The organism is Salmonella sp. 32100201201700099SM, from assembly GCF_017572645.1.
GTDB classification, from domain to species: domain Bacteria; phylum Pseudomonadota; class Gammaproteobacteria; order Enterobacterales; family Enterobacteriaceae; genus Salmonella; species Salmonella enterica.
This window is the reverse complement of sequence record NZ_JAGERQ010000003.1, coordinates 16,500-41,126: the sequence shown is the minus strand read 5'-3', so window position 1 is coordinate 41,126 and position 24,627 is coordinate 16,500. Positions and strand designations below refer to the sequence as shown.

Annotated in this window: 17 protein-coding genes; 7 read left to right on the top strand and 10 right to left on the bottom strand. The window is 51.5% G+C overall.

Annotated features, from left to right (window positions below):
• Positions 1-307: 307 nt before the first annotated feature.
• The 3 genes from glpC to glpA are packed head-to-tail and all read right to left on the bottom strand — an operon-like array spanning position 308 to position 4,372.
• Positions 308-1,498, bottom strand: coding sequence for an anaerobic glycerol-3-phosphate dehydrogenase subunit GlpC (gene glpC, locus J4685_RS05795; protein ID WP_001285716.1), 1,191 nt, complete (start codon positions 1,496-1,498; stop codon positions 308-310).
• Positions 1,495-2,754, bottom strand: coding sequence for a glycerol-3-phosphate dehydrogenase subunit GlpB (glpB, locus tag J4685_RS05790; protein WP_000667146.1), 1,260 nt, complete (start codon positions 2,752-2,754; stop codon positions 1,495-1,497). Before glpB ends, glpC begins: the two co-directional genes overlap by 4 nt.
• Positions 2,744-4,372 carry an anaerobic glycerol-3-phosphate dehydrogenase subunit A gene (gene glpA, locus J4685_RS05785; protein WP_000857204.1) on the bottom strand — a complete coding sequence of 543 codons (1,629 nt, stop codon included), beginning with the start codon at positions 4,370-4,372 and terminating at the stop codon, positions 2,744-2,746. The genes glpB and glpA overlap by 11 nt, the downstream gene beginning before the upstream one ends.
• 272 nt (positions 4,373-4,644) lie before the next feature.
• On the opposite strand from glpA, the gene glpT reads away from it, so the two are divergent.
• Both glpT and glpQ read left to right on the top strand, forming a co-directional pair.
• A complete protein-coding gene (glpT, locus tag J4685_RS05780) occupies positions 4,645-6,003 on the top strand; it encodes a glycerol-3-phosphate transporter (protein WP_000948744.1) in 1,359 nt (452 codons plus the stop codon).
• A gap of 4 nt (positions 6,004-6,007) precedes the next feature.
• Positions 6,008-7,078 (top strand): glycerophosphodiester phosphodiesterase, encoded by a 1,071-nt coding sequence (glpQ, locus tag J4685_RS05775; RefSeq protein ID WP_000858952.1) that lies wholly within the window; start codon positions 6,008-6,010, stop codon positions 7,076-7,078.
• Positions 7,079-7,193: 115 nt separating this feature from the next.
• Here glpQ and J4685_RS05770 read toward each other — a convergent pair whose 3' ends face one another.
• Positions 7,194-8,072: a LysR family transcriptional regulator gene (locus J4685_RS05770; protein WP_000176719.1), complete on the bottom strand. Its 879-nt coding sequence runs from the start codon at positions 8,070-8,072 to the stop codon at positions 7,194-7,196.
• A gap of 161 nt (positions 8,073-8,233) precedes the next feature.
• On the opposite strand from J4685_RS05770, the gene J4685_RS05765 reads away from it, so the two are divergent.
• Positions 8,234-9,424, top strand: coding sequence for an MFS transporter (locus tag J4685_RS05765; protein WP_000660241.1), 1,191 nt, complete (start codon positions 8,234-8,236; stop codon positions 9,422-9,424).
• 1 nt (position 9,425) lies between these two features.
• Here J4685_RS05765 and yfaE read toward each other — a convergent pair whose 3' ends face one another.
• From yfaE to J4685_RS05740, 5 genes are all read right to left on the bottom strand, one after another.
• A complete protein-coding gene (gene yfaE / locus J4685_RS05760) occupies positions 9,426-9,680 on the bottom strand; it encodes a ferredoxin-like diferric-tyrosyl radical cofactor maintenance protein YfaE (protein ID WP_000533921.1) in 255 nt (84 codons plus the stop codon).
• A complete protein-coding gene (gene nrdB / locus J4685_RS05755) occupies positions 9,680-10,810 on the bottom strand; it encodes a class Ia ribonucleoside-diphosphate reductase subunit beta (protein WP_000332032.1) in 1,131 nt (376 codons plus the stop codon). The genes yfaE and nrdB overlap by 1 nt, the downstream gene beginning before the upstream one ends.
• Positions 10,811-10,922: 112 nt before the next feature.
• Positions 10,923-13,208: a class 1a ribonucleoside-diphosphate reductase subunit alpha gene (gene nrdA, locus J4685_RS05750; protein ID WP_001076494.1), complete on the bottom strand. Its 2,286-nt coding sequence runs from the start codon at positions 13,206-13,208 to the stop codon at positions 10,923-10,925.
• Positions 13,209-13,563: 355 nt separating this feature from the next.
• Entirely contained in the window at positions 13,564-14,292 is a 729-nt protein-coding gene (ubiG, locus tag J4685_RS05745; RefSeq protein ID WP_001091010.1) for a bifunctional 2-polyprenyl-6-hydroxyphenol methylase/3-demethylubiquinol 3-O-methyltransferase UbiG, read from the bottom strand.
• 82 nt (positions 14,293-14,374) lie between these two features.
• On the bottom strand, positions 14,375-15,259 hold the full coding sequence (locus J4685_RS05740; RefSeq protein ID WP_000944717.1) for a GntR family transcriptional regulator: 885 nt from the start codon (positions 15,257-15,259) through the stop codon (positions 14,375-14,377).
• 49 nt (positions 15,260-15,308) lie between these two features.
• On the opposite strand from J4685_RS05740, the gene J4685_RS05735 reads away from it, so the two are divergent.
• The 4 genes from J4685_RS05735 (at position 15,309) to rcsC (ending at position 23,861) form a co-directional block, all read left to right on the top strand.
• A complete protein-coding gene (locus tag J4685_RS05735) occupies positions 15,309-16,634 on the top strand; it encodes an MFS transporter (RefSeq protein WP_000098083.1) in 1,326 nt (441 codons plus the stop codon).
• A gap of 14 nt (positions 16,635-16,648) precedes the next feature.
• Positions 16,649-17,851: a mandelate racemase/muconate lactonizing enzyme family protein gene (locus J4685_RS05730; RefSeq protein ID WP_000705577.1), complete on the top strand. Its 1,203-nt coding sequence runs from the start codon at positions 16,649-16,651 to the stop codon at positions 17,849-17,851.
• Between the two features lie 409 nt (positions 17,852-18,260).
• On the top strand, positions 18,261-20,897 hold the full coding sequence (gene gyrA, locus J4685_RS05725; protein WP_001281271.1) for a DNA topoisomerase (ATP-hydrolyzing) subunit A: 2,637 nt from the start codon (positions 18,261-18,263) through the stop codon (positions 20,895-20,897).
• Between the two features lie 117 nt (positions 20,898-21,014).
• Positions 21,015-23,861 carry a two-component system sensor histidine kinase RcsC gene (gene rcsC / locus J4685_RS05720; RefSeq protein ID WP_000876076.1) on the top strand — a complete coding sequence of 949 codons (2,847 nt, stop codon included), beginning with the start codon at positions 21,015-21,017 and terminating at the stop codon, positions 23,859-23,861.
• A gap of 102 nt (positions 23,862-23,963) precedes the next feature.
• Here rcsC and rcsB read toward each other — a convergent pair whose 3' ends face one another.
• Positions 23,964-24,614, bottom strand: a complete 651-nt coding sequence (gene rcsB / locus J4685_RS05715; RefSeq protein ID WP_001061919.1) for a response regulator transcription factor RcsB — start codon at positions 24,612-24,614, stop codon at positions 23,964-23,966.
• Positions 24,615-24,627 lie beyond the last annotated feature (13 nt).

Sequence of the window (24,627 nt, the reverse complement as noted above, 5' to 3'; positions counted from 1 at the left end):
ATTCACATAACACTCAATTATTATTGGAGATATTCAGTTATCCCCCTCTTTAAAGGAGGCTGGTAACGCGTCGATACAAGAGATATTGCTCTATAAACAGTAACGTCGTTATCTGTCATGCCACCGAGGGTTAGCGGTCATGGTTAACCAAATAGGGCAGGTTATTGCAAAGAGACATCCGTGTTTATACCCAAAATAATCCGTAGCCAACACATAAGCAACTTGAAGTATGAAGGGTATATGTCTGATGGAAAATCGGCCCTGGTGAGTAGAGTAATGGCGCCGGAGGGGCTCCGGCGCTTTTTACTTAGCCGAGCGCTTTCGCCAGTAGCGTAATGGGGTGTTCGCAGCGTTTGCTTGTAGACATCTCAATTTGCCACTTACAGGTTTCACAATCGGTGACGACAATGTCGGCGCCGCTCTCTTCAATCTGGCGGAACAGCGGCGCGCCGATGGACTGTGATGTCGGATAGTTTTCCTTTTTAAATCCATACGTACCGGCAATGCCGCAGCACTGTGAATCAAGTACCGTCAATTCAAGCCCCGGAATTTGCCGCAATAATTCAAGCGTGTAAAGCGTCCAGCCCATTTTTTCCATATGACACGGCGTATGGTAGACCACTTTCAGCGGCAAAGGATTAAGCGGCAGCGTTTTCCCGGCATCCAGTTTGCGCCATAGCCAGCGGGTGGCCAGCTCGATATGTTCGCGCAGCCCGGCGTTGTCCACGTCCAGCACTTCAGGATATTCATCGCGCAACGCAAACGTACAGGTGGATGACGTGGCGATGACCGGAATACCTTTGACGGCAATCGCCTCGCGTAGCGACTCCACATTGCTGATAGCCTGCTTGCGAGCTTTATCCGTAAAACCGTTAGCGATCAGCGGCACGCCGCAACATTTCTCTTTACTCAGTAACTGTACGCCGGTACCCATTGCGTTCAGCACCTTAATCAGATCTTTTCCGAGCTGCGGATGGTTGTAATTCACAAAACAGCCATGGAAAAAGGCGACCTGATCTTTGTATTTAGCCTGCTGCGCCGCCACGCTACGATACCAGCGGCGGAAGGTGCCGAAAGAGTATTTTGGTAAGGTGCGGCGATGATCGATTTTGAGCGCGTAATCAAGCAACTGGCGCACTGGCTTTAATGCGGTGGCGGTATTGACCACCGGCGCGAACGGCGTTGAAACGCTGCCCATCAGATCGGTATGGCTGAGAATAAAGTTACGCAATGACGGGCGCGTCGTATCGTATTTCGCGCGGGCGCACTGGATGATATCGCCAATCTTCACGTCCGACGGACAGGCGACCTCACACCGTTTGCAGTTAATGCAATATTTCAGCGCCTCATCATACAGCGCGCCGTCTTTCAGACGCAGGCGTTCGCCATCCGGTCCGGCCTGTTTAGGGCCAGGGTAGCCAGGATTAACGCGGCTGACCGGGCACGCGGTGGTGCACACCGTACATTTAATACAACTTTCAAAACGTGTGTCGCTCATTGCTGTTCTCCTGCACGCTCAGCGATATGGTGCGCGGCCTGGAGGGCGCTGACTGCGCAGACACCGCCGCCGCATCCCTCAGCTATAGGATCGAATCCCGCCAGCACAGAACCTATTGCATACAGATTTTCTACCGTGTTGCCCGCAAGGGAGGGGCGGAAGGCGTCATCCGTCACGACGCCAAACTGCTGCCAGGGCTGTGGGTCGAAGAAATGTTGTTGATACCATTCGGCGCGGGTGGCCGTTTGCTGTACGTCGAGCCCTAAAATAGGTTCGCGGATCCCTTCGCGCTCGGCAACCAGACCGCTACTAAAGAAGCTACCGCTGGCAAGTACGGCAAAACGCGGGCGCAGTGGGATATCGGCATGGTTGCGGGTCCATATTTCGCTCACGGTACCGCGACGGCAGGTGACTTTCTTCACTTCATCGCCCGGCATCCAGATGCCGCCCTGACGGACAAACTGGCGCTGGAGCTGATTGTGCAGACGAATACCGAGCACCGATGGCGGCAGCGTCGGCAGCAGCGTGAGCGCGCAGGGCAGACGTTCGTTAAGCCAGCGCCACAGCGTATCGTTCGCCAGCCCGAAACAGGCGGGCATGATGATCATGTCGCAGTTTGTCGCTATTGGCGACAGCGCGTCGTACAGCAGCGGCCATTTTTCTTCGTTATCAAGCAGACGCGCAATATTGACCGCGCGAAATTCCGTCGGGTTATCACGCAGTACGTCCAGTTCCGGAAGGTCGATTTCTGCGGTTTCCACGTTGAGGTCGCGTTGGCGCAGCGACGCTGCCGCAAGGTGCGCCTGGAAATCCAGTAATCCGCTAACGCCGACGACGCAAATTCGCTGTGCGGATAACGGCCAGACCGGTACTTCCGGTGAGCTAAGCCAGGTTGAACGCAATGTGCCAAGCGGCGTGACACGCTGGTGCGCCTGCTGTACGTCACCGTATAACTGCGCGCCGCTGGCGTTAAGTAGCGTTTGCGCCTGTTGCGCCAGCGTAAGGACTTTTTGCGCGCCTAAACGCGAATAAGGATGTTCAGGCGCCTGGCGGCACAGCGCATCAAGCCCGGCGGTAATGTCGGTCACCGGTTGGCCGTCGGGCAGGGCGCTGAGTAGATCCAGCGAGCCGGAGGAAAAATGCAGCGCGCTTTGTCCGCGGGTGACGATGGCGCAGCGTAATCCATGCTGCTGGAGTTGCAGTCCGCATAGCAAACCGGCGAGACCGCCGCCCATAATAACCGTATCAAATTTCATCCTGGTGCTCCTTCTCCAGACCGCATAATCCCTGATAAACCCAGCGCGTGAATTCGCTTTCGCGCAGCGCGTCTCCCCAGGCGACAGGTTGTACGCCTTTCCAGCGCTCATTCAGAAATTCAGAGAGTTGCGTAATAGATTGCGCCGCGGTCGTCGCATTAAAACGCTGCAATAGCCCGGCCGCGCGGCAGGCGCACAGTTCGCCCTGGCAAGTGCCCATCCCTACGCGGGTGCGACGGCGCAGATCCAGCAGGCTATTCACGGTTAAGTTTTCGACGGCATACTGCACTTCCCCCGCCGTGACGGCCTCGCATTCACAGACCAGGCTACGGTGTTGGCGGCCTTCACTCAGCCACCCCGGCGTGCGATCGCCATGCCGATAAACCGCCGATCCGCGTAGCGGCGCGGGAAGCGAGATAATGCGTTTCAGCGTATGTTCCGTGGACTCTTTTGAGCCAGGCAACGGCGTATCCGCCGTGATGCAGGGGCGAGTATTGCCCAACTTGCGGCACACGGCGTCGGTCGCCCATTCCGCCATCAGGCGGTAAGTCATTAGCTTCCCGCCGGTAATGGTAATGAAGCCTTCAAGCCCGTCGCGCTCGGCGTGGTCGAACAACACAATACCGCGGCTGACGTTACGACCGCTGGGATCGTCATCGCTGGCCACCAGCGGGCGGACGCCGGAATACGCGCGCAGAATACGCGTTTTCGCCATGACAGGGGCCAGTTTTTCCCCTTCACGCAGCAGGATATCGACTTCATCTGCGGTGACGCGGTTGCTGTCTATCTCATTGTAATCAATATGGGTAGAGGTGGTGCCGATCAGTGAAATCGTATCACCAGGTACCAGAATGTCGGCATCCGATGGTTTCCGGCAGCGGTTAATGACATGCTGGTTGATCCGATGGTCCATGATCAACAGCGAGCCTTTCGCCGGGAACATGCGAATACTCAGGTCGGCGTATTCGGCGATCCGTTGCCCCCAGATACCAGCCGCATTGACCACCACCGGCGCGTGAAGCGTCTGGGTTTCGCCAGTGAGATGGTTACGCACATGGACGCCGCAGACCGTTGCGCCTTCACGAATGAGCCCGGTCACTTCATGCGCCGTTAACACGATTGCGCCATGTTCTCTGGCATCCAGCATATTGGCGGCGGTCAGGCGGAAAGGGTCCACGCTGCCATCCGGCACTTTTACCGCACCGATGAGCGCAGGGTTAACGGAAGGTTCGATGATGCGAGCCTGCTGCGGATCGATGGCTTCAGCGCGAATGCCTGCCGCTTCACAGGCGCGAATAAAGGTGGCCTGAAACGCAAGATCATCTTCCGGCAACGTAATAAACAGACCATCCGTCGGTTCGACGCAATGGCGGGCGATCCGTTTTAAAATCTGGTTTTCACTAATGCACTCGCGCGCGGATTCCGCGTCGGTAACCGCATAACGAGCGCCGCTGTGCAGCAGCCCGTGGTTACGCCCGGTCGCGCCGGTCGCTATATCATGCCGCTCCACCAGAATGACACGTAAACCGCGCAGCGCGCAGTCGCGGGCGATCCCTGCGCCTGTTGCTCCACCGCCAATGATAATCACGTCACTTGCTTGCGAGTCGCGAGTTTTCATTGTTTTTCCTCACAGTTCGTTTTTTATTATTTAGCCATACAAATCATATGGAATGTTTGATTTCGCGCATAATCGCTCACTATTCGAAAATGAAACGTGATTTCGTGCGCCTTTCTGAACATTAGTCATAAAACTGTAACAATATGTGCTGTAATTCACATTAACGTGACGTATCTTTACTTAACATCGCGGCCACACTGGGAGCAGCGGGGTTGTTTGAACGAACTGCGGTGTTTACCTCTAAATAAAATACGGGCCACGGAGGCTACAATATGTTGAGTATTTTTAAACCAGCGCCGCATAAAGCGCGCTTGCCAGCGGCGGAGATTGATCCGACCTATCGCCGATTACGTTGGCAGATTTTCCTGGGGATATTCTTTGGCTATGCCGCGTATTATCTGGTGCGCAAGAACTTTGCCCTCGCGATGCCCTACCTGGTAGAACAGGGTTTTTCACGCGGCGATCTGGGCTTTGCGCTGTCCGGGATTTCCATCGCTTATGGTTTTTCGAAATTTATAATGGGTTCGGTGTCCGATCGCTCGAATCCGCGCGTTTTCCTGCCGGCAGGGTTGATTCTGGCCGCAGCAGTCATGTTGTTTATGGGCTTTGTGCCGTGGGCGACATCCAGCATCGCCGTGATGTTTGTGCTGTTGTTCCTTTGCGGCTGGTTCCAGGGGATGGGGTGGCCGCCGTGCGGACGTACGATGGTTCACTGGTGGTCGCAGAAAGAGCGCGGCGGCATTGTGTCGGTCTGGAACTGTGCGCATAACGTCGGCGGCGGGATCCCGTCACTGCTGTTCCTGCTGGGGATGGCGTGGTTTAACGACTGGAAAGCGGCGCTCTATATGCCAGCCTTTGGCGCGATTGTGGTGGCGCTGTTCGCTTTCGCAATGATGCGCGATACGCCGCAATCCTGCGGTCTGCCGCCTATCGAAGAGTATAAAAACGACTATCCGGATGACTACAACGAAAAAGCGGAAGAAGAGCTGACTGCGAAGCAGATCTTCATGCAGTACGTACTGCCGAACAAATTACTGTGGTATATCGCTATCGCCAACGTGTTTGTTTATCTGCTGCGCTACGGCATCCTCGACTGGTCACCGACCTACCTGAAAGAAGTGAAGCATTTCGCACTGGATAAATCCTCCTGGGCCTACTTCCTGTATGAATACGCGGGTATTCCGGGCACGCTGCTGTGTGGCTGGATGTCGGATAAAGTCTTCCGCGGCAACCGTGGCGCGACCGGCGTATTCTTTATGACCCTGGTGACTATCGCGACCATCGTTTACTGGATGAACCCGGCAGGGAACCCGAACGTTGATATGGCTTGTATGATTATCATCGGCTTCCTGATCTACGGCCCGGTAATGTTGATCGGTCTGCACGCGCTGGAACTGGCGCCGAAAAAAGCGGCGGGTACGGCGGCGGGCTTTACCGGTCTGTTTGGTTACCTGGGCGGTTCTGTCGCTGCAAGCGCCATTGTGGGTTATACCGTTGACTTCTTCGGTTGGGATGGCGGCTTTATGGTGATGATTGGCGGCAGCATTCTGGCGGTAATCCTGCTGGTGGTCGTGATGATTGGTGAAAAACGCCATCATGATGAGCTGCAGTTAAAACGCAACGGAGGCTAATAACATGAAAACCACACTGAAAAACCTTAGCGTGGCGTTAATGTTGGCAGGAATGACCATCGGAAGCGGCGCCGTGGCGGCTGAAAAAGTCGTTATCGCCCACCGTGGCGCCAGCGGTTATCTGCCGGAGCATACGCTACCGGCGAAAGCGATGGCGTATGCGCAAGGGGCAGATTATCTGGAACAGGATTTAGTGATGACAAAGGACGACCATCTGGTCGTCCTCCATGACCACTACCTTGACCGGGTGACTGACGTCGCTGACCGTTTTCCGGACCGGGCGCGTAAAGATGGGCGCTATTACGCTATCGATTTTACGCTGGATGAAATTAAATCCCTGAAGTTTACCGAAGGGTTTGATATTGAAAACGGCAAAAAAGTACAAACTTATCCGGGCCGTTTCCCGATGGGAAAATCTGATTTCCGCATTCATACCTTTGAAGAGGAAATTGAATTCGTTCAGGGATTAAATCACTCTACCGGTAAAAATATCGGTATTTATCCGGAAATTAAAGCGCCGTGGTTCCATCATCAGGAAGGGAAAGATATTGCCGCGAAAACGCTGGAAGTGCTGAAGAAGTATGGTTACACCGGCAAGCAGGACAATGTCTATTTGCAGTGTTTTGATGTCGCTGAGCTGAAACGTATTAAGAATGAACTGGAACCCAAAATGGGGATGGATCTCAATCTGGTTCAACTTATTGCGTATACCGACTGGAATGAAACACAGCAGAAACAGCCGGACGGTCGTTGGGTAAATTACAACTACGACTGGATGTTTAAGCCGGGCGCTATGAAGCAGGTGGCGGAATATGCGGACGGTATTGGTCCGGATTACCATATGCTGGTTGCGGAAGGCTCAACGAAAGGGAATATCAAGCTGACTGGAATGGTGCAAGACGCGCATCAGAATAAGATGGTAGTGCATCCTTACACTGTGCGTGCCGATCAATTGCCGGACTATGCCACAGACGTCAATCAGTTGTACGACATCCTGTATAACAAGGCGGGCGTCGACGGGCTGTTCACTGACTTCCCGGATAAGGCGGTCATGTTCCTGCAAAAAAATGACTAAAGGTTTGCCATAGTCGAAGTGACGCGCCGGATGAGGGCATAAACGCCTCATCCGGCCTGGCGCAACGTTTGCCAGCGTAAGTCTGGTAAACACAATGCCATCAGGCGGGGTTGTTTTATAGCAACCCCTCATCGGTCAGTGTTTCCATACATTTTTGTAATAAAAATAACGGACTTCCTTCTACCGGCGGTTCTTTTGCTAACAGGGAAATTTGTCGATAAAAGGTGGGTTCCAGCGCCACGGAGCATAATTTTCCTGTCGTGGCTTTTAAGGTTAATTCTGGCAATAAGGCGATACCTAATCCCTGGCGAATAAAATTCAGCGCAGTATCGGGATGGTTAAATTCATATTTAAATATCGGCTCAATACCCTTTTCTTTAAACAACGCCATAATGCTTAATTCATAACGACCTTTACTGACAATAAGTGGTTCGTCCATCAGTTCTTCGACCGTTACCGTACTATTGGCCGCCAGGGGATGATTTTCAGGCACCACTACGGTGAATTTATCCCGGTAAATGGGGACGCAATACATACCGTTGACCGGAAAAGGAACGAAACCGGCATCAATACTTCCGTCCTGCAGCGAATCAATAATAGCCGTACTGTTCTCTTCATAAGGGATAATTTTTACATTTGGATGATGGCTTTCAAAATAGCGAATGACGCCGGGTAAAATGCAGGCGCAGGCGCTGGGAAAACAGCCAATCCGTAGCGTACGGGCCGGGTTCTTTTTTTCTTGTTCGGCAATCTCTTTTACCGCGTTGACGTCGCGCTGGATCGCGCGTAAGTGCCTGACGATGCGGCTACCGGCGGCGGTAAGCTCAATCTCTTTACGACGCTCACGAATCAATATGTCAACGCCGAGCTCCTCCTCAAGCGCGGAGATGGCCTGGCTGACGGCGGATTGCGTCATGTATAGCCGTTTGCTGGCTTCGGTAAATCCGCCGTACTCCAGTACGGCAAGCAGGGCGTGGATTTGGGTTAGTGTCATTAGTAAAACCTAATCAATATAATTAAAACGATTAATTTTTCTAATAGAGTGCACTTGTTTATACTGTGATTCTATCGAATACATCACATTTTGACGCACCTGATAGGTGTTCAGTTGAGCTGAGCGTTGCCTGCGTGCGCCATCTGAACGGGTCGTTAAGAATGAAAGAAAAATTATGGACGAAGGATTTTTGGGCTATCACCATAGTAAGTTTTATTATCTTTTTTGTTTTTTATGTACTGCTAACCTTATTACCCATTTATATCGCTGACCGCCTGCATGCTTCTGCAGATAAGGCAGGATTGCTAGTGACATGTTTCCTGGCCGCGGCAATTGTTATTCGGCCATTTGCCGGACAATGGGTGGGAAAATATTCGAATAAAAAGATTCTGGTGCTCTCTTCTCTGGCTTTTTTGGTGATTACCGCGCTGTATCCGGTTTGCCATTCTATCGAGTCGCTGCTCTTTATCCGCGTACTTCATGGGATTACGTTTGGTGTTATTACCACGGTAAAAGGAACTATTTCAGCGCGGTTAATTCCGGCCTCCCGACGTGGAGAGGGCATCAGCTTTTTCTCTTTAGCGATGGGCCTGGCGATGGTCGTAGGACCGTGGATCGGTTTGAATATGGCCCGCTGGGACGCGTTCACTGCCGCATTCTGGCTTTGTTCCGCTGTAGCGGCGTTAGGGATTGTGCTTTCCCTGATTGTGACGGTCCCTCCGGTAATTCGTCATGCCGATGGTTCGAAACCGAATCTGGGTTTTTCCGCGATGTTTGACCGCGCCGCCTTGCCTTTTGCGCTGGTCACCTTTTTTATGACTTTCTCCTATGCCGGCGTGTCGGCTTTCCTGGCGCTGTATGCGCGTGAGCTGGATTTAATGGCGGCGGCCAGTAATTTCCTGCTGTGCTACGCGATTTTCCTGATGATATGCCGTACCTTCACCGGGAATATTTGTGATAAAAAAGGGCCGAAATATGTTGTTTATCCATGTCTGTTGGCTTTTACCATCGGTCTGGTGGCGCTGGGCTACACCAATGGCAGCATCATGATGATTATTTCCGGCGGTCTCATCGGTATCGGCTACGGTTCGGTCACGCCGGTTTTCCAGACGCAAATTATCAGCTCGGTTGAACCGCATAAAATCGGCGTGGCGAATTCACTGTTCTTTAACGCGATGGATGCCGGAATGGCGATTGGCGCCTTTATCATGGGAATGATGGTTGAGTCGGTTGGCTATCGTATGATTTATGTCGCTGGCGCGGTGCTGGTGGTACTCGCTGGCGCACTGTATGCCGTGCAGATGAAAAAACGTGGCGTGATGCCTTTGGTTTCCACCAGCGAGTTGCACTGAGTTACATCTCGATTTCGATATCGCCTTTTGCCCTGCAGCAGCAGGGCAAAATCTCTCCCGGCTGGATAAACGCTAAAGGTTCCGTAATCCAGTCAACCTGACCGGCAACCAGTCGGGTACGACAGGAGCCGCAATAACCTTCGCGGCACTGATACTCCACCTCAACGTTATGCGATTCCAGCGCGGCCAGCAGAGAAGGGTGTTCATCCTGGCACAGCAGTTGTGTGCCAGTGATACGCAGCGTGACGCGTCCCATCAGAGCTGGAAATTACTCAGATCGTCGGTATCGACTTCCGAATCGATTTGTCCGACCAGATAAGAGCTAACTTCCACTTCCTGTGGCGCGACCTGAACGTTATCGGACACCAGCCAGGTATTGATCCACGGGATTGGGTTGGAGCGGGTCTGGAACGGCAGATCTAGCCCTACCGCCTGCATACGAATATTAGTAATATATTCAACGTATTGACACAGGATATCTTTATTCAGGCCGATCATCGAACCGTCGCGGAACAGATAGTCCGCCCACTCTTTTTCCTGCTGCGCCGCCTGCACGAACAGGTCATAACATTCCTGTTTACACTCTTCGGCGATTTCCGCCATCTCCGGGTCGTCCACGCCGCTACGCAACAGGTTCAGCATATGTTGCGTGCCGGTCAGATGCAGAGCTTCGTCACGGGCGATCAGACGGATAATTTTGGCGTTGCCTTCCATCAGTTCACGCTCGGCAAATGCGAAAGAGCAGGCGAAGCTGACGTAGAAGCGGATGGCTTCCAGCGCGTTCACGCTCATCAGGCACAGATACAGTTTTTTCTTCAGCTCACGCAGATTCACGACAACCGTTTTGCCATTAACGGTATGGGTGCCTTCACCGAGCAGGTGCCAGTAACTGGTCGTCTCAATAAGTTCGTCGTAGTAGGCGGAGATACCTTCGGCACGCTTCTGAATTTGCTCGTTGGTCACGATATCGTCAAACACGACCGCCGGATCGTTGACGATGTTACGAATAATGTGGGTGTAGGAGCGTGAGTGAATCGTCTCAGAAAACGCCCAGGTCTCTACCCACGTCTCCAGCTCCGGGATGGAAATGAGCGGCAGCAGGGCGACGTTCGGGCTACGTCCCTGAATGGAATCCAGCAGCGTCTGGTATTTGAGGTTGCTGATGAAGATATGTTTTTCGTGCTCCGGCAACGCCTGATAATCGATACGATCGCGGGAGACGTCGACCTCTTCCGGACGCCAGAAGAAAGAGAGCTGTTTTTCGATCAGTTTTTCGAAGATGTCATATTTCTGCTGGTCATAGCGTGCAACGTTGACCGGCTGGCCAAAGAACATGGGTTCCTTGAGCTGATCGTTTTTCGTCTGTGAAAAAGTGGTGTATGCCATTGAAGTGAATCCTTTATGGGATGAGCGCCGGATGGCGGCGCAAGCGCCTTATCCGGCCTACAAACCGTACAATCGTAGGCCGGGTAGGCATAGCACTACCCGGCACTATTCATCAGATCTTACAAGCGCCGCTTTCGCAGCCATCGTCCTGAATAGAAGGCGCCAAATCGTCCTGCGCATCTTCCGCGCCGTCGCGGGTATTTTGATAGTACAGAGTTTTCACGCCAAATTTATACGCGGTGAGCAAATCTTTCAGCAGTTGCTGCATCGGCACTTTTCCTGACGGGAAACGTGACGGATCGTAGTTGGTATTGGCGGAAATCGACTGATCGATAAACTTCTGCATGATACCCACCAGTTGCAGATAACCGTCGTTGTTCGGCATCTCCCACAACAGTTCGTAAGCGTCTTTCAGATGCTCATAATCCGGCACGACCTGACGCAAAATACCGTCTTTCGAGGCCTTGATGCTGACGTAGCCGCGCGGCGGCTCAATGCCGTTGGTGGCGTTGGAGATCTGGGACGACGTTTCCGACGGCATTAGCGCCGATAGCGTGGAGTTACGCAGACCGTGGGTTTTGATCGACTCACGCAGCTGTTCCCAGTCGTAGTGCAGCGGTTCGTTGACGATCGCATCCAGATCTTTTTTGTAGGTGTCGATCGGCAAAATGCCTTTTGCATAGGTGGTTTCGTTGAACCATGGGCAGGCGCCTTGCTCTTTCGCCAGTTCGTTGGACGCTTTAAGCAGATAGTACTGAATGGCTTCAAAGGTTTTATGCGTCAGATTATTGGCGCTGCCGTCGGAATAACGCTTACCGTTTTTCGCCAGCCAGTAGGCGAAGTTAATCACGCCAATGCCCAGCGTACGACGGCCCATTGCGCCGCGTTTGGCAGCCGGAATCGGGTAATCCTGATAATCGAGCAGAGCATCCAAAGCGCGTACTGCCAGAATAGCCAGTTCTTCCAGCTCGTCCAGAGTTTTAATGGCGCCCAGGTTGAATGCAGACAGCGTACACAACGCAATTTCGCCGTTTTCATCGTTGACATCGTTCAGCGGTTTGGTCGGCAGGGCAATCTCCAGACACAGGTTAGACTGGCGTACCGGGGCGACAACCGGATCGAACGGACTGTGAGTATTGCAGTGGTCAACGTTCTGGATATAGATACGACCGGTAGAGGCGCGTTCCTGCATCATCAGCGAGAACAGTTCGACCGCTTTCACACGCTGTTTGCGGATGCTGTCGTCGTTTTCATATTTCACGTACAAGCGTTCGAATTCGTCCTGGTCGGCGAAGAACGCATCGTATAGCCCGGGTACATCGGACGGACTGAACAGCGTAATGTCGCCGCCCTTCAGCAGGCGGGTATACATCAGTTTGTTGATCTGTACGCCGTAATCCATGTGACGTACGCGGTTGCCTTCCACGCCACGGTTGTTTTTCAGTACCAGCAGGCTTTCCACTTCCAGGTGCCACATCGGATAGAACAGTGTCGCCGCGCCGCCGCGCACGCCGCCCTGCGAACAGGATTTCACCGCCGTCTGGAAGTGCTTGTAGAACGGAATACAGCCGGTGTGGAACGCTTCGCCGCCGCGAATCGGGCTGCCCAGCGCACGAATGCGGCCAGCGTTGATGCCGATACCGGCGCGCTGAGAAACGTATTTCACAATCGCGCTGGAGGTGGCGTTGATGGAATCCAGACTGTCGCCACACTCGATCAGTACGCAGGAGCTGAACTGACGGGTTGGGGTACGCACACCGGACATGATGGGCGTCGGCAGCGAGATTTTGAACGTAGAGACCGCATCGTAAAAACGTTTTACATAGTCAAGACGCGTTTCACGCGGGTAGTTCGAGAACAGGCAGGCCGCTACCAGAATGTAGAGGAACTGCGCGCTTTCATAGATTTCGCCGGTCACGCGGTTTTGCACCAGATATTTCCCTTCCAGCTGCTTAACGGCAGCGTAGGAGAAGGTCATATCGCGATCGTGAACGATAAACGAATCCATCTGCTTGAACTCTTCTTCCGTGTAGTCTTCCAGCAGATGATTGTCGTATTTGCCAAGCTCAACCATTTTTACCACATGGTGGTAAAGTGCGGGCGGCTCAAACTGGCCGAAGGCTTTCTTACGCAGGTGGAAAATCGCCAGACGCGCAGCCAGGTATTGATAATCCGGCGCATCGCGAGAGATCAGGTCTGCGGCGGCCTTAATGATAGTTTCATGGATATCGGAGGTCTTAATCCCATCATAAAACTGAATATGCGAGCGTAGCTCGACCTGAGAAACCGATACGTTATTCAGTCCTTCTGCCGCCCAATCAAGCACGCGATGAATTTTGTCGAGATTGATGCGCTCAGTACGGCCGTCACGCTTTGTCACCAGCAGACTCTGATTCATGTGGTTTTCTACCTGTTTACCTGTCCGTGAAAGAAAAATATCCCCCCGCTTATCCACAACGCCACGTTGTGACTAACTCTGTGGATAAATACTATATATAGGGGGTAATCGATAAGTGAAACGCTATATGGTGAGTATTCTAGTAGGGATTCTTTTGAGTACAAGAGTTGATTTTGGCGTTAAATTGCGGTTGCAAAAGCGTAAGAATCGCTAAATGCGCGTCTGATAAGGCCTGGAGAGGATGTCAACAATTCATAAAAAAAAATCAAAACTTGATCGAATGCTGATTTCTTCATCGAAGAGAAAGGTTGCGCCCGATGATCTAACGCAACCCTTATAGGAAAATTCTTTGATGTCAGGCTTTTTTAGCGCGGGTATGCAACATGTAGTTAACGTCTACTCCGGGACCGAGTTTGAAAGTATTGGTTATCGGGTTGTAGTGCAGCCCGGTGATATGTTGCTCTTTCAGGACGGTTTCATCTACCCAGCTTAACAGTTCAGCAGGCTTAATGAATTTCTTCACGTCGTGCGTGCCTTTTGGCACCATGCGCAGAATATACTCAGCGCCGACGACCGCCATCAGCCAGGATTTCCCATTGCGGTTCAACGTTGAGAAGAACACCTCGCCGTCGGGTTTAACCAGTTGGGCGCAGGCGTGGACGACCGATTGCGGATCGGGAACGTGCTCCAGCATTTCCATACAGGTGACGACGTCGTATTGCTGGGCGTGTTTTGCCGCATGTTCCTCAACCGTCTCCTGCACGTACTCTACCTCGATGCCGCTTTCCAGCGCACGCAGTTTGGCGACCTGCAAAGGCTCAAAGCCCATATCCAGCCCGGTAACGGTAGCGCCTTCGCGCGCCATGCTCTCCGCCAGAATACCGCCGCCACAGCCGACGTCGAGCACCTTTTTACCGAACAGGCCGCCTGAGCGCTCAGTAATGTAGCCAAGGCGTAGGGGGTTGATGCGATGCAATGGCTTGAATTCGCCCTCCAGATCCCACCAGCGCGACGCGACGGCTTCGAATTTGGCGATTTCATTATGGTCAACGTTGTGAGCTACCGACGGTTTTTCAGTGTTCATGAGTACATGAGATTCCGCTATTGATCTATCGGGGCAGTATAGCAGGTGCAAAGTCGCTGCGTTATATCTACTGCCGTCTTTATTACGCTTTCAGCGCAAGAAGTTTTCTTGCGCGTTCTGTAAAACCGCTACCGATGTGGTGCGTGATAAAATTACAGACGCCCTCGACGTTGTTGTTTTTTAACATATCCAAAATAGTGGCATGTCCACGGTTAGAGCTGGTGATATATTCAGCGGTAAAATCCAGTCTGTAGCGAATTGCCAATAAACGTGCAGAGATCAACAGGTGTGCTTGTGAAATGTATTTATTATCGGCATATTTCACAAAAACATAATGAAAATCATGATCCAGTTTGAGGTAAGCTTGCGTATCTCGCTCTGCATTAATTTTTGCTGACTTCGATAAAATATTGCTTAATTCGACTATGACATTGTTAGCATTTTTCTCCATCGCTTCACGAATTGCGCCCTGTTCAAGGATAACCCTCATTTTGATGAGATCATTGATATCCTCGTCGGTGACAGAAAAAACAAATGTCCCACTGCGGGGAATGATGTTGACCAAGTTTTCATTATAGCTCAGCCAAATAAAAGCTTCACGAATTGGTGTTTTACTTACCATCAGAATATTTGATAGTTCATTTTCACTGATCGCTTGCCCAAGATCGAAATCGCCATGGATAATCATCTCCCTTATTTTCTCTTTAATCACCTGGGTGATGGATTTGGGTATTTCAATTGATATGTGACTAAAGCCACGCTTTAATCTATTTTTCATTTTCTTCTCCTCCATGGTTAAACCCGGCTCCATTGTAATTAATTTATTCAAAATTAACGGATCTAATATATCAGATATAAGAAAATTTACATACTTTATTGTTGTTATTGTATATTTCATTAAGTTTGCTTGCTGATATATCAGATATGACACATTAGCTTTTGAATTGTATTGTTTTTTACGTAACATCGATTCCGGTCAATACCCTTATTCATTGAATCATAAAAGGTGATGCAAAATGAGTAGTCCACAAGAAAATTTATACGATGCAATTCGTATTGTAAAAAGGAAAATCATTCCTTTGGCCTTTATTCTTTACTTTTTTAACTATATGGATCGTGTCAATATTGGGTTTGCTGCATTACGCATGAATGAATCTCTCGGTATTACGCCTGAGGATTTCGCTAATATTTCTTCTATATTCTTCATATCATATTTAATCTTTCAAATTCCGAGTAGCATTGGCTTGCAAAAGCTTGGTGCAAGAAAATGGATTAGTTCCATTATTATCGGCTGGGGAGCGGTAACAGGGCTGATTTTTTTTGCTAAAGATACTCAACATATTTTGCTGGCTCGCATTTTTTTGGGGGTATTTGAAGCTGGCTTTTTCCCGGGCATGGTTTATTATCTTGCATGCTGGTTCCCGGCTCGTGAACGCGGAAAAGTCAATAGTTTCTTCATGTTATCTATTGCTGTTGCATCGGTATTGGCTGCACCGATGTCTGGTTGGATCATCGAGCATTTGAATACCCCGGATTATGAAGGCTGGCGCTGGCTTTTTGCTATTGAAGGTATCCCTACCGTATTCCTTGGCATCCTGACATTTTATTTACTGCCTGACAGTCCAGAAAAGGCTAAATGGCTTACGCCACAGCAGATATCGGCCTTAGTTAATAAATTACGCACTGACAATGAAACCGCAGCTGCATTAAATAAAAATACCAACTCATCCTTTCTTTCCGTAATCAAAAATCCAGTTTTGCTTCAGCTTTCTTTCGCCTACATGTTGATTCAGGCGGCTGCTCTGGCGGCAAACTACTGGTTGCCGGGGTTGGTGAAGGGATTTTCAACTGATTTTACGGATACTGACGTTGGCTTAATCATGAGTATTCCGTTTATTTTCGCTATGTTCAGTATGCCCTGGTGGGGCTGGCATTCCGATAAAAAGAATGAACGAAAATGGCATGCTGCATTACCCATGTTTCTGGCAGGCTGTGGTTTTCTGATGATTGCTCTTGTCCCCTCAATGTCGCTGAGAATGCTGGGGCTAACGTTCTATGGTGTTGGGATCCTCAGCTATTACGGACCTTACTGGGCGCTGCCTTCTGCATTATTGTCGCCGTCAGGGTTGGCTATCAGCATTGCGTTTATTAACTCATGTTCAAGTCTTGGCGGATTCCTGATTAATAAGTCACTGGGATTCGTTTCTACTCATTATGGTGCGACAGGAATATTTATTGTAGAGGCAATACTTTGCTTCGCTGCGGTAGCCGTTTTGGCGTTAATGAAAATTGATGTGAAAAAAGAAAAAAGCCAACAAACAAATGTTGTATCACGAACCTGATAAATGGAGAAATTATGAAAATTACGTCTATTGAAGTTTTTGACTGTGAATTAAAAAAAAGAGATCAAACGATGTCCTCCTGTAATCCAGTACTTATCCGGGTGAATACCGACTCAGGATTAAGTGGTATTGGCGAAGTAGGACTGGCCTATGGCGCAGGCGCTAAAGCTGGCGTAGGGATCATCAGAGATCTGGCGCCATTGATTGTGGGTGAAGATCCATTAAATATCGAAAAAATTTGGGAGTTCTTTTTCAGAAAGACTTTTTGGGGGATGGGGGGCGGGAACGTTTTTTATGCCGGAATGAGCGCTATTGATATTGCTCTTTGGGATATCAAAGGTAAATATTTAGGTGTACCTGTTTATCAGCTCCTTGGCGGGAAAACTAATGAAAAATTAAGAACCTATGCTAGTCAGTTACAATTTGGTTGGGGGGATAAACGCCAGATATTAGTGACACCTGAGGAATATGCTGAGGCGGCGCGTGCGGCTCTTGACGATGGATATGATGCGATTAAAGTGGATCCACTCGAAATCGATCGTAATGGCGATGACTGTGTTTTTCAGAATAAAAATCGTAACTATTCAGGATTGTTACTGGCCGATCAATTAAAAATGGGGGAAGCGCGAATTGCCGCTATGCGTGAAGCAATGGGGGATGATGCTGATATTATCGTGGAAATCCATTCTCTTCTCGGTACAAACTCAGCTATTCAATTTGCGAAGGCGATAGAAAAGTATCGTATCTTTCTTTATGAAGAACCGATTCATCCATTAAATTCTGATAATATGCAGAAAGTTTCCCGTTCAACAACGATTCCAATCGCCACTGGCGAGCGTTCCTACACAAGATGGGGATACAGGGAATTACTGGAGAAGCAGTCTATTGCCGTAGCGCAACCTGATTTGTGTCTCTGCGGCGGAATTACCGAAGGAAAGAAAATCTGTGACTATGCTAATATTTATGACACCACTGTACAGGTGCATGTTTGCGGCGGTCCTGTTTCCACGGTAGCCGCGCTGCATATGGAAACAGCAATTCCCAACTTTATTATTCATGAGCATCATACCAATGCGATGAAAGCATCTATTCGGGAACTTTGTACCCACGATTATCAGCCGGAAAATGGCTATTATGTCGCGCCGGAACAGCCCGGATTGGGTCAGGAATTAAACGATGAGGTAGTGAAAGAATACCTGGCCTATGTGATTAAATAGCATCTGGTGATACTGATTATGGTTTATGCCTCCCGGCATATCCCCTAAATAATTCGAGTTGCAGGATAAAATGGTTAACCGTCTTGAACAGCGCTTGCGCTAACCCCGACGGGGCGAGGCCCAGGGATGGGCCGAGTAACTTGCCGCCAACGCACATGAAACTTGAAGTATGACGGGTAGACATGGGAGGTATTGATTTTCCAGCCTCTTCCTGGCCAGGCCCCGATCTCCCCTGTGTCGCCTCTGAAGCCGATCGCCGATAAACGCCGGGACCACGCTTATAAATGAAGAGAGCATGCGGCACCCGAATAAAGCATTGTCTGGCTGCATTCCGTTTACCAGTACGTGGGCGAATGTGTTATAATTTGCGACCTTTGAATCCGGGATACAGTAGAGGGATAGCGGTTAGATGAGCGACCTTGCGAGAGAAATTACACCGGTCAACATTGAGGAAGAGCTGAAGAGCTCCTATCTGGATTATGCGATGTCGGTCATTGTTGGCCGTGCGCTGCCGGATGTCCGAGATGGCCTGAAGCCGGTACACCGTCGCGTACTTTACGCCATGAACGTATTGGGCAATGACTGGAACAAAGCCTATAAAAAATCTGCCCGTGTCGTTGGTGACGTAATCGGTAAATACCATCCCCACGGCGATTCCGCAGTGTATGACACCATCGTTCGTATGGCGCAGCCATTCTCGCTGCGTTACATGCTGGTGGATGGTCAGGGTAACTTCGGTTCTATTGACGGCGACTCCGCGGCGGCAATGCGTTATACGGAGATCCGTCTGGCGAAAATCGCCCACGAACTGATGGCCGATCTCGAAAAAGAGACGGTGGATTTCGTGGATAACTATGACGGTACGGAAAAAATTCCGGACGTCATGCCGACCAAAATTCCGAATCTGCTGGTGAACGGTTCTTCCGGTATCGCAGTAGGTATGGCGACGAATATCCCGCCGCACAACCTGACGGAAGTGATTAACGGCTGCCTGGCGTATATCGACAACGAAGACATCAGCATTGAAGGGCTGATGGAACATATTCCGGGGCCGGACTTCCCGACCGCCGCGATCATCAACGGTCGTCGTGGTATCGAAGAAGCCTACCGTACCGGTCGTGGCAAAGTGTACATTCGCGCCCGCGCGGAAGTTGAAGCTGACGCGAAAACGGGCCGTGAAACCATCATCGTCCATGAAATTCCCTATCAGGTGAACAAAGCGCGCCTGATCGAGAAAATCGCCGAGCTGGTGAAAGATAAACGCGTGGAAGGCATCAGCGCGCTGCGTGACGAATCCGACAAAGACGGGATGCGCATCGTGATTGAAGTGAAACGCGATGCGGTGGGCGAGGTGGTGCTTAATAATCTCTACTCCCAGACCCAGCTACAGGTTTCCTTCGGTATTAACATGGTGGCGCTGCATCACGGCCAGCCGAAGATCATGAACCTGAAAGACATCATTTCAGCGTTCGTGCGCCACCGCCGTGAAGTGGTGACGCGTCGTACTATTTTTGAACTGCGTAAAGCCCGTGACCGCGCGCATATCCTTGAAGCTCTGGCGATTGCGCTGGCCAACATCGACCCGATTATCGAACTGATTCGCCGCGCGCCAACGCCGGCAGAAGCAAAAGCGGCGCTGATTTCGCGTCCGTGGGATCTGGGCAACGTTGCTGCGATGCTGGAGCGCGCCGGTGATGACGCTGCGCGTCCGGAATGGCTGGAGCCAGAATTTGGCGTGCGTGACGGTCAGTATTACCTGACTGAGCAGCAGGCGCAGGCGATTCTGGATCTGCGGTTGCAGAAACTGACCGGCCTGGAGCATGAAAAACTGCTCGACGAATACAAAGAGTTGCTGGAGCAGATTGCTGAACTGCTGCACATTCTGGGCAGCGCCGATCGCCTGATGGAAGTGATCCGTGAAGAGATGGAGTTAATTCGCGATCAGTTCGGCGATGAGCGTCGTACCGAAATCACCGCCAACAGCGCCGATATTAATATCGAAGATCTGATTAGCCAGGAAGATGTTGTCGTGACGCTGTCTCACCAGGGTTACGTCAAGTATCAACCGCTGACGGATTACGAAGCGCAACGTCGTGGTGGGAAAGGTAAATCTGCCGCGCGTATTAAAGAAGAAGACTTTATCGACCGCCTGCTGGTGGCCAACACCCATGACACCATCCTCTGCTTCTCCAGCCGGGGCCGTCTGTACTGGATGAAGGTCTATCAGTTGCCGGAAGCCAGCCGTGGCGCGCGCGGTCGTCCGATCGTTAACCTGCTGCCGCTGGAAGCCAACGAACGTATCACCGCGATTCTGCCGGTTCGTGAGTACGAAGAAGGCGTCAACGTCTTTATGGCGACCGCCAGCGGTACCGTGAAGAAAACGGCGCTGACCGAATTCAGCCGTCCGCGTTCCGCCGGTATTATCGCGGTAAACCTCAACGACGGCGACGAGCTGATTGGCGTTGACCTGACTTCTGGTTCTGACGAAGTCATGCTGTTCTCGGCCGCGGGCAAAGTGGTGCGCTTCAAAGAAGACGCCGTCCGTGCGATGGGGCGTACCGCGACCGGTGTGCGCGGTATTAAGCTGGCGGGAGACGATAAAGTCGTCTCTCTGATCATCCCACGCGGCGAAGGCGCTATTCTGACCGTAACGCAAAACGGCTACGGGAAGCGTACCGCAGCGGACGAGTATCCGACCAAGTCTCGTGCGACGCAGGGCGTTATCTCTATCAAAGTGACCGAGCGCAACGGTTCCGTTGTCGGTGCGGTACAGGTAGACGATTGCGACCAGATCATGATGATCACGGATGCCGGTACTCTGGTGCGTACCCGTGTGTCCGAGATCAGCGTAGTGGGACGTAATACCCAGGGCGTTATCCTTATCCGCACGGCGGAAGATGAAAACGTAGTGGGTCTGCAACGCGTTGCTGAACCGGTAGATGACGAAGAACTCGACGCTATCGACGGCAGCGTGGCGGAAGGGGATGAGGATATCGCCCCGGAAGCGGAAAGCGATGACGACGTTGCGGATGACGCTGACGAGTAATGTTATTGCTGTGCGAGGGCCGGATATCCGGCCCTTTTTCTTTGCCGTTGCGGGCTACGTCATTTACCGCTACCTTAGTCACACTCTATTTACATCCTGAGGCGGAGCTTCGCCCCTTTGAAATACCTTGCTTCCTTTCGAACTACGCTGAAAGTCTCGCGCTACTTATTCAGAGCGTTAGCGTTACTCATTTGGCTCTTAATCGCCTTTGTTTCGGTGTTTTACATCGTCAATGCCCTGCACCAGCGGGAATCTGAAATTCGTCAGGAGTTCAACCTTAGCTCCGATCAGGCGCAGCGTTTTATCCAGCGCACGTCGGACGTGATGAAAGAGCTCAAATATATCGCCGAGAACCGTTTAACGGCGGAAAACGGCGTCATGTCGTCGCGTGCGCGTGATGACAAAATGGTGGTGCCGGACTTTGAACCGCTATTCGCCGACTCAGACTGTGCGGCGATGGGCTCCGCCTGGCGCGGCTCGCTGGAGTCGCTGGCCTGGTTTATGCGTTACTGGCGCGACAACTTTTCAGCGGCATATGATCTTAACCGCGTTTTCCTGATTGGCAGCGATAACCTCTGTATGGCGAATTTCGGCCTGCGTGAAATGCCCGTGGAGCGCGATGATGCGTTAAAAGCGTTACATGAGCGGATTATGAAATACCGCAACGCGCCGCAGGAAGAAAGCGGGAATAACCTTTTCTGGATAAGCCAGGGGGCGCGTCAGGGCGTGGGCTACTTTTATGCGCTGACGCCGGTGTATCTGGCCAACCGTCTGCAAGCGCTGCTGGGCGTCGAGCAGTCCATCCGCATGGAAAATTTTTTCACGCCGGGCAGTTTGCCGATGGGCGTCACCATTATTGATGAGAACGGCCATTCGCTGATTTCGTTGACCGGTCCTGACGGCATTATTAAAGCGGAGCCGCGCTGGATGCAGGAGCGTTCCTGGTTTGGTTATACGCCAGGTTTTCGCGAACTGGTACTCAAAAAAAGCCTGCCGCCATCCTCGCTCAGTATTGTCTATTCTGTGCCTGTAGATTTAGTCCTGGAGCGTATTCGTATTCTTATCCTGAATGCTATCCTGCTGAACGTGCTGGTGGGTGCAGGGCTGTTTACGCTTGCGCGGATGTATGAGCGGCGAATTTTCATTCCGGCGGAGAGCGATGCCCAGCGTCTGGAAGAGCATGAACAGTTCAACCGTAAAATCGTCGCCTCCGCGCCGGTGGGGATCTGTATTCTGCGCACTATTGATGGTGTCAATATTCTGAGTAACGAACTGGCGCACACCTACCTGAACATGCTCACGCATGAAGACAGACAGCGCCTGACGCAAATCATTTGCGGCCAGCAGGTTAACTTCGTCGATGTATTGACCAGCAATAATACTAATTTGCAAATTAGCTTCGTCCATTCCCGCTATCGCAATGAAAACGTTGCGATTTGCGTGTTGGTAGATGTGAGTACGCGCGTCAAAATGGAAGAGTCGCTGCAAGAGATGGCGCAGGCGGCGGAGCAGGCAAGCCAGTCTAAATCCATGTTCCTTGCGACGGTCAGCCATGAATTGCGCACACCGCTGTACGGTATCATTGGCAATCTCGATCTGCTGCAAACCAAAGAGCTGCCAAAAGGCGTGGATCGGCTGGTCACGGCGATGAATAACTCCTCCAGTCTGTTGCTGAAAATTATCAGCGACATTCTAGACTTCTCGAAAATTGAGTCGGAACAGCTAAAGATTGAGCCGCGCGAATTTTCACCGCGAGAGGTGATGAACCATATCACCGCCAATTATCTGCCGCTGGTGGTGCGTAAGCAGCTCGGCCTGTATTGTTTTATTGAGCCTGACGTGCCGGTGTCGCTGAACGGCGACCCGATGCGTTTACAGCAGGTTATTTCAAACCTGTTGAGCAACGCCATTAAGTTTACCGATATTGGCTGCATCGTGCTGCATGTGCGCTGTGATGGGGATTATCTCAGCATTCGCGTGCGGGATACCGGCGTCGGTATTCCGGCAAAAGAGGTGGTTCGCCTGTTCGATCCCTTCTTCCAGGTGGGAACCGGCGTACAGCGTAACTTTCAGGGGACCGGTCTGGGGCTGGCGATTTGCGAAAAATTGATCAGCATGATGGACGGCGATATTTCCGTCGATTCGGAGCCGGGCATGGGGAGCCAGTTTACGCTGCGCATCCCGCTTTATGGCGCGCAATACCCTGTGAAAAAGAGCGTGGAAGGACTCGCCGGAACCTGCTGTTGGCTGGCGGTGCGCAATACTTCTTTGTGCCAGTTTATTGAGACCAGTCTGGCGCGTAGCGGCGTTCATACGCAGCGTTATGAAGGGCAAGAACCCGCCGCGGACGATATTTTGATTGTCGATGACGCGCTGGAGCATACCTGGCAGGGGAGGGCGGCGGTCGTCTTTTGCCGCCGTCATATCGGGATTCCGTTGGAAAGAGCGCCGGGCGAGTGGGTGCATAGTGTGGCGTCGGTGCATGAGTTGCCCGCGCTGTTGGCGCGTATCTATAGTATTGAGCTGGATAGTGAAGCGCTTTCCAGCGCATTGCCGACGACGGATAAAACCGCAAATTCAAATGACGACATGATGATTCTGGTCGTTGACGATCACCCGATCAATCGCCGCTTGCTGGCCGATCAACTGGGATCGTTGGGGTATCAGTGTAAGACAGCCAATGATGGCGTGGACGCTCTGAATGTGCTGAGTAAAAATGCTATCGATATTGTTCTGAGCGATGTGAACATGCCGAACATGGACGGCTATCGCCTGACGCAGCGTATCCGTCAGCTTGGGCTGACGCTGCCGGTCGTCGGCGTGACGGCGAACGCGCTGGCGGAAGAGAAACAACGTTGCCTGGAGTCCGGTATGGACAGCTGTTTGTCGAAGCCTGTGACGCTGGATGTGTTGAAACAGACGCTGGCGGTGTATGCCGAACGAGTACGTAAAACGCGGGCATAAAAAATGCCGGATGGCGGCGTTGCCTGTCCGGCTTGCAAAAGATGAGTCGACTGGTAGGCCTGATAAGCGTAGCGCCATCAGGCTGGGTAACGTAAAAGCGATTTATTCTTTGTCTGTCGGACTCAGGGTGACGGAAGAGAGATAGTTGAGCAGCGCGATATCATTCTCTACGCCCAGTTTCATCATCGCCGATTTCTTCTGGCTGCTGATGGTCTTAATGCTGCGGTTGAGCTTCTTGGCGATTTCGGTGACCAGGAAGCCCTCGGCGAACAGGCGTAATACTTCGCTCTCTTTTGGCGACAGGCGCTTATCGCCGTAACCGCCTGCGCTGATTTTCTCCAGCAGACGAGAAACGCTTTCTGGGGTGAATTTTTTGCCTTTTTGCAGCGCGGCCAGCGCCTTAGGCAGATCGGTTGGCGCACCCTGTTTGAGTACGATCCCTTCAATATCAAGATCCAACACGGCGCTCAGGATCGCCGGATTGTTGTTCATGGTCAGAACGATAATAGACAGGCTCGGAAAATGACGCTTGATGTACTTGATCAAGGTGATCCCATCGCCGTATTTATCTCCCGGCATGGAGAGGTCAGTGATCAACACATGCGCATCTAATTTCGGCAGGTTGTTGATCAATGCTGTGGAATCTTCAAATTCGCCGACAACATTCACCCACTCGATTTGTTCAAGTGATTTGCGAATACCGAACAGTACAATCGGGTGGTCATCGGCAATAATTACGTTCATATTGTTCATGTATTGGGCTACC

Coding starts and splice junctions, on each gene's coding strand:
- glpC (WP_001285716.1), bottom strand. CDS start 1,498: ATGAGCGACACACGTTTTGAAAGTTGTATTAAATGTACGGTGTGCACC.
- glpB (WP_000667146.1), bottom strand. CDS start 2,754: ATGAAATTTGATACGGTTATTATGGGCGGCGGTCTCGCCGGTTTGCTA.
- glpA (WP_000857204.1), bottom strand. CDS start 4,372: ATGAAAACTCGCGACTCGCAAGCAAGTGACGTGATTATCATTGGCGGT.
- glpT (WP_000948744.1), top strand. CDS start 4,645: ATGTTGAGTATTTTTAAACCAGCGCCGCATAAAGCGCGCTTGCCAGCG.
- glpQ (WP_000858952.1), top strand. CDS start 6,008: ATGAAAACCACACTGAAAAACCTTAGCGTGGCGTTAATGTTGGCAGGA.
- J4685_RS05770 (WP_000176719.1), bottom strand. CDS start 8,072: ATGACACTAACCCAAATCCACGCCCTGCTTGCCGTACTGGAGTACGGC.
- J4685_RS05765 (WP_000660241.1), top strand. CDS start 8,234: ATGAAAGAAAAATTATGGACGAAGGATTTTTGGGCTATCACCATAGTA.
- yfaE (WP_000533921.1), bottom strand. CDS start 9,680: ATGGGACGCGTCACGCTGCGTATCACTGGCACACAACTGCTGTGCCAG.
- nrdB (WP_000332032.1), bottom strand. CDS start 10,810: ATGGCATACACCACTTTTTCACAGACGAAAAACGATCAGCTCAAGGAA.
- nrdA (WP_001076494.1), bottom strand. CDS start 13,208: ATGAATCAGAGTCTGCTGGTGACAAAGCGTGACGGCCGTACTGAGCGC.
- ubiG (WP_001091010.1), bottom strand. CDS start 14,292: ATGAACACTGAAAAACCGTCGGTAGCTCACAACGTTGACCATAATGAA.
- J4685_RS05740 (WP_000944717.1), bottom strand. CDS start 15,259: ATGTTACGTAAAAAACAATACAATTCAAAAGCTAATGTGTCATATCTG.
- J4685_RS05735 (WP_000098083.1), top strand. CDS start 15,309: ATGAGTAGTCCACAAGAAAATTTATACGATGCAATTCGTATTGTAAAA.
- J4685_RS05730 (WP_000705577.1), top strand. CDS start 16,649: ATGAAAATTACGTCTATTGAAGTTTTTGACTGTGAATTAAAAAAAAGA.
- gyrA (WP_001281271.1), top strand. CDS start 18,261: ATGAGCGACCTTGCGAGAGAAATTACACCGGTCAACATTGAGGAAGAG.
- rcsB (WP_001061919.1), bottom strand. CDS start 24,614: ATGAACAATATGAACGTAATTATTGCCGATGACCACCCGATTGTACTG.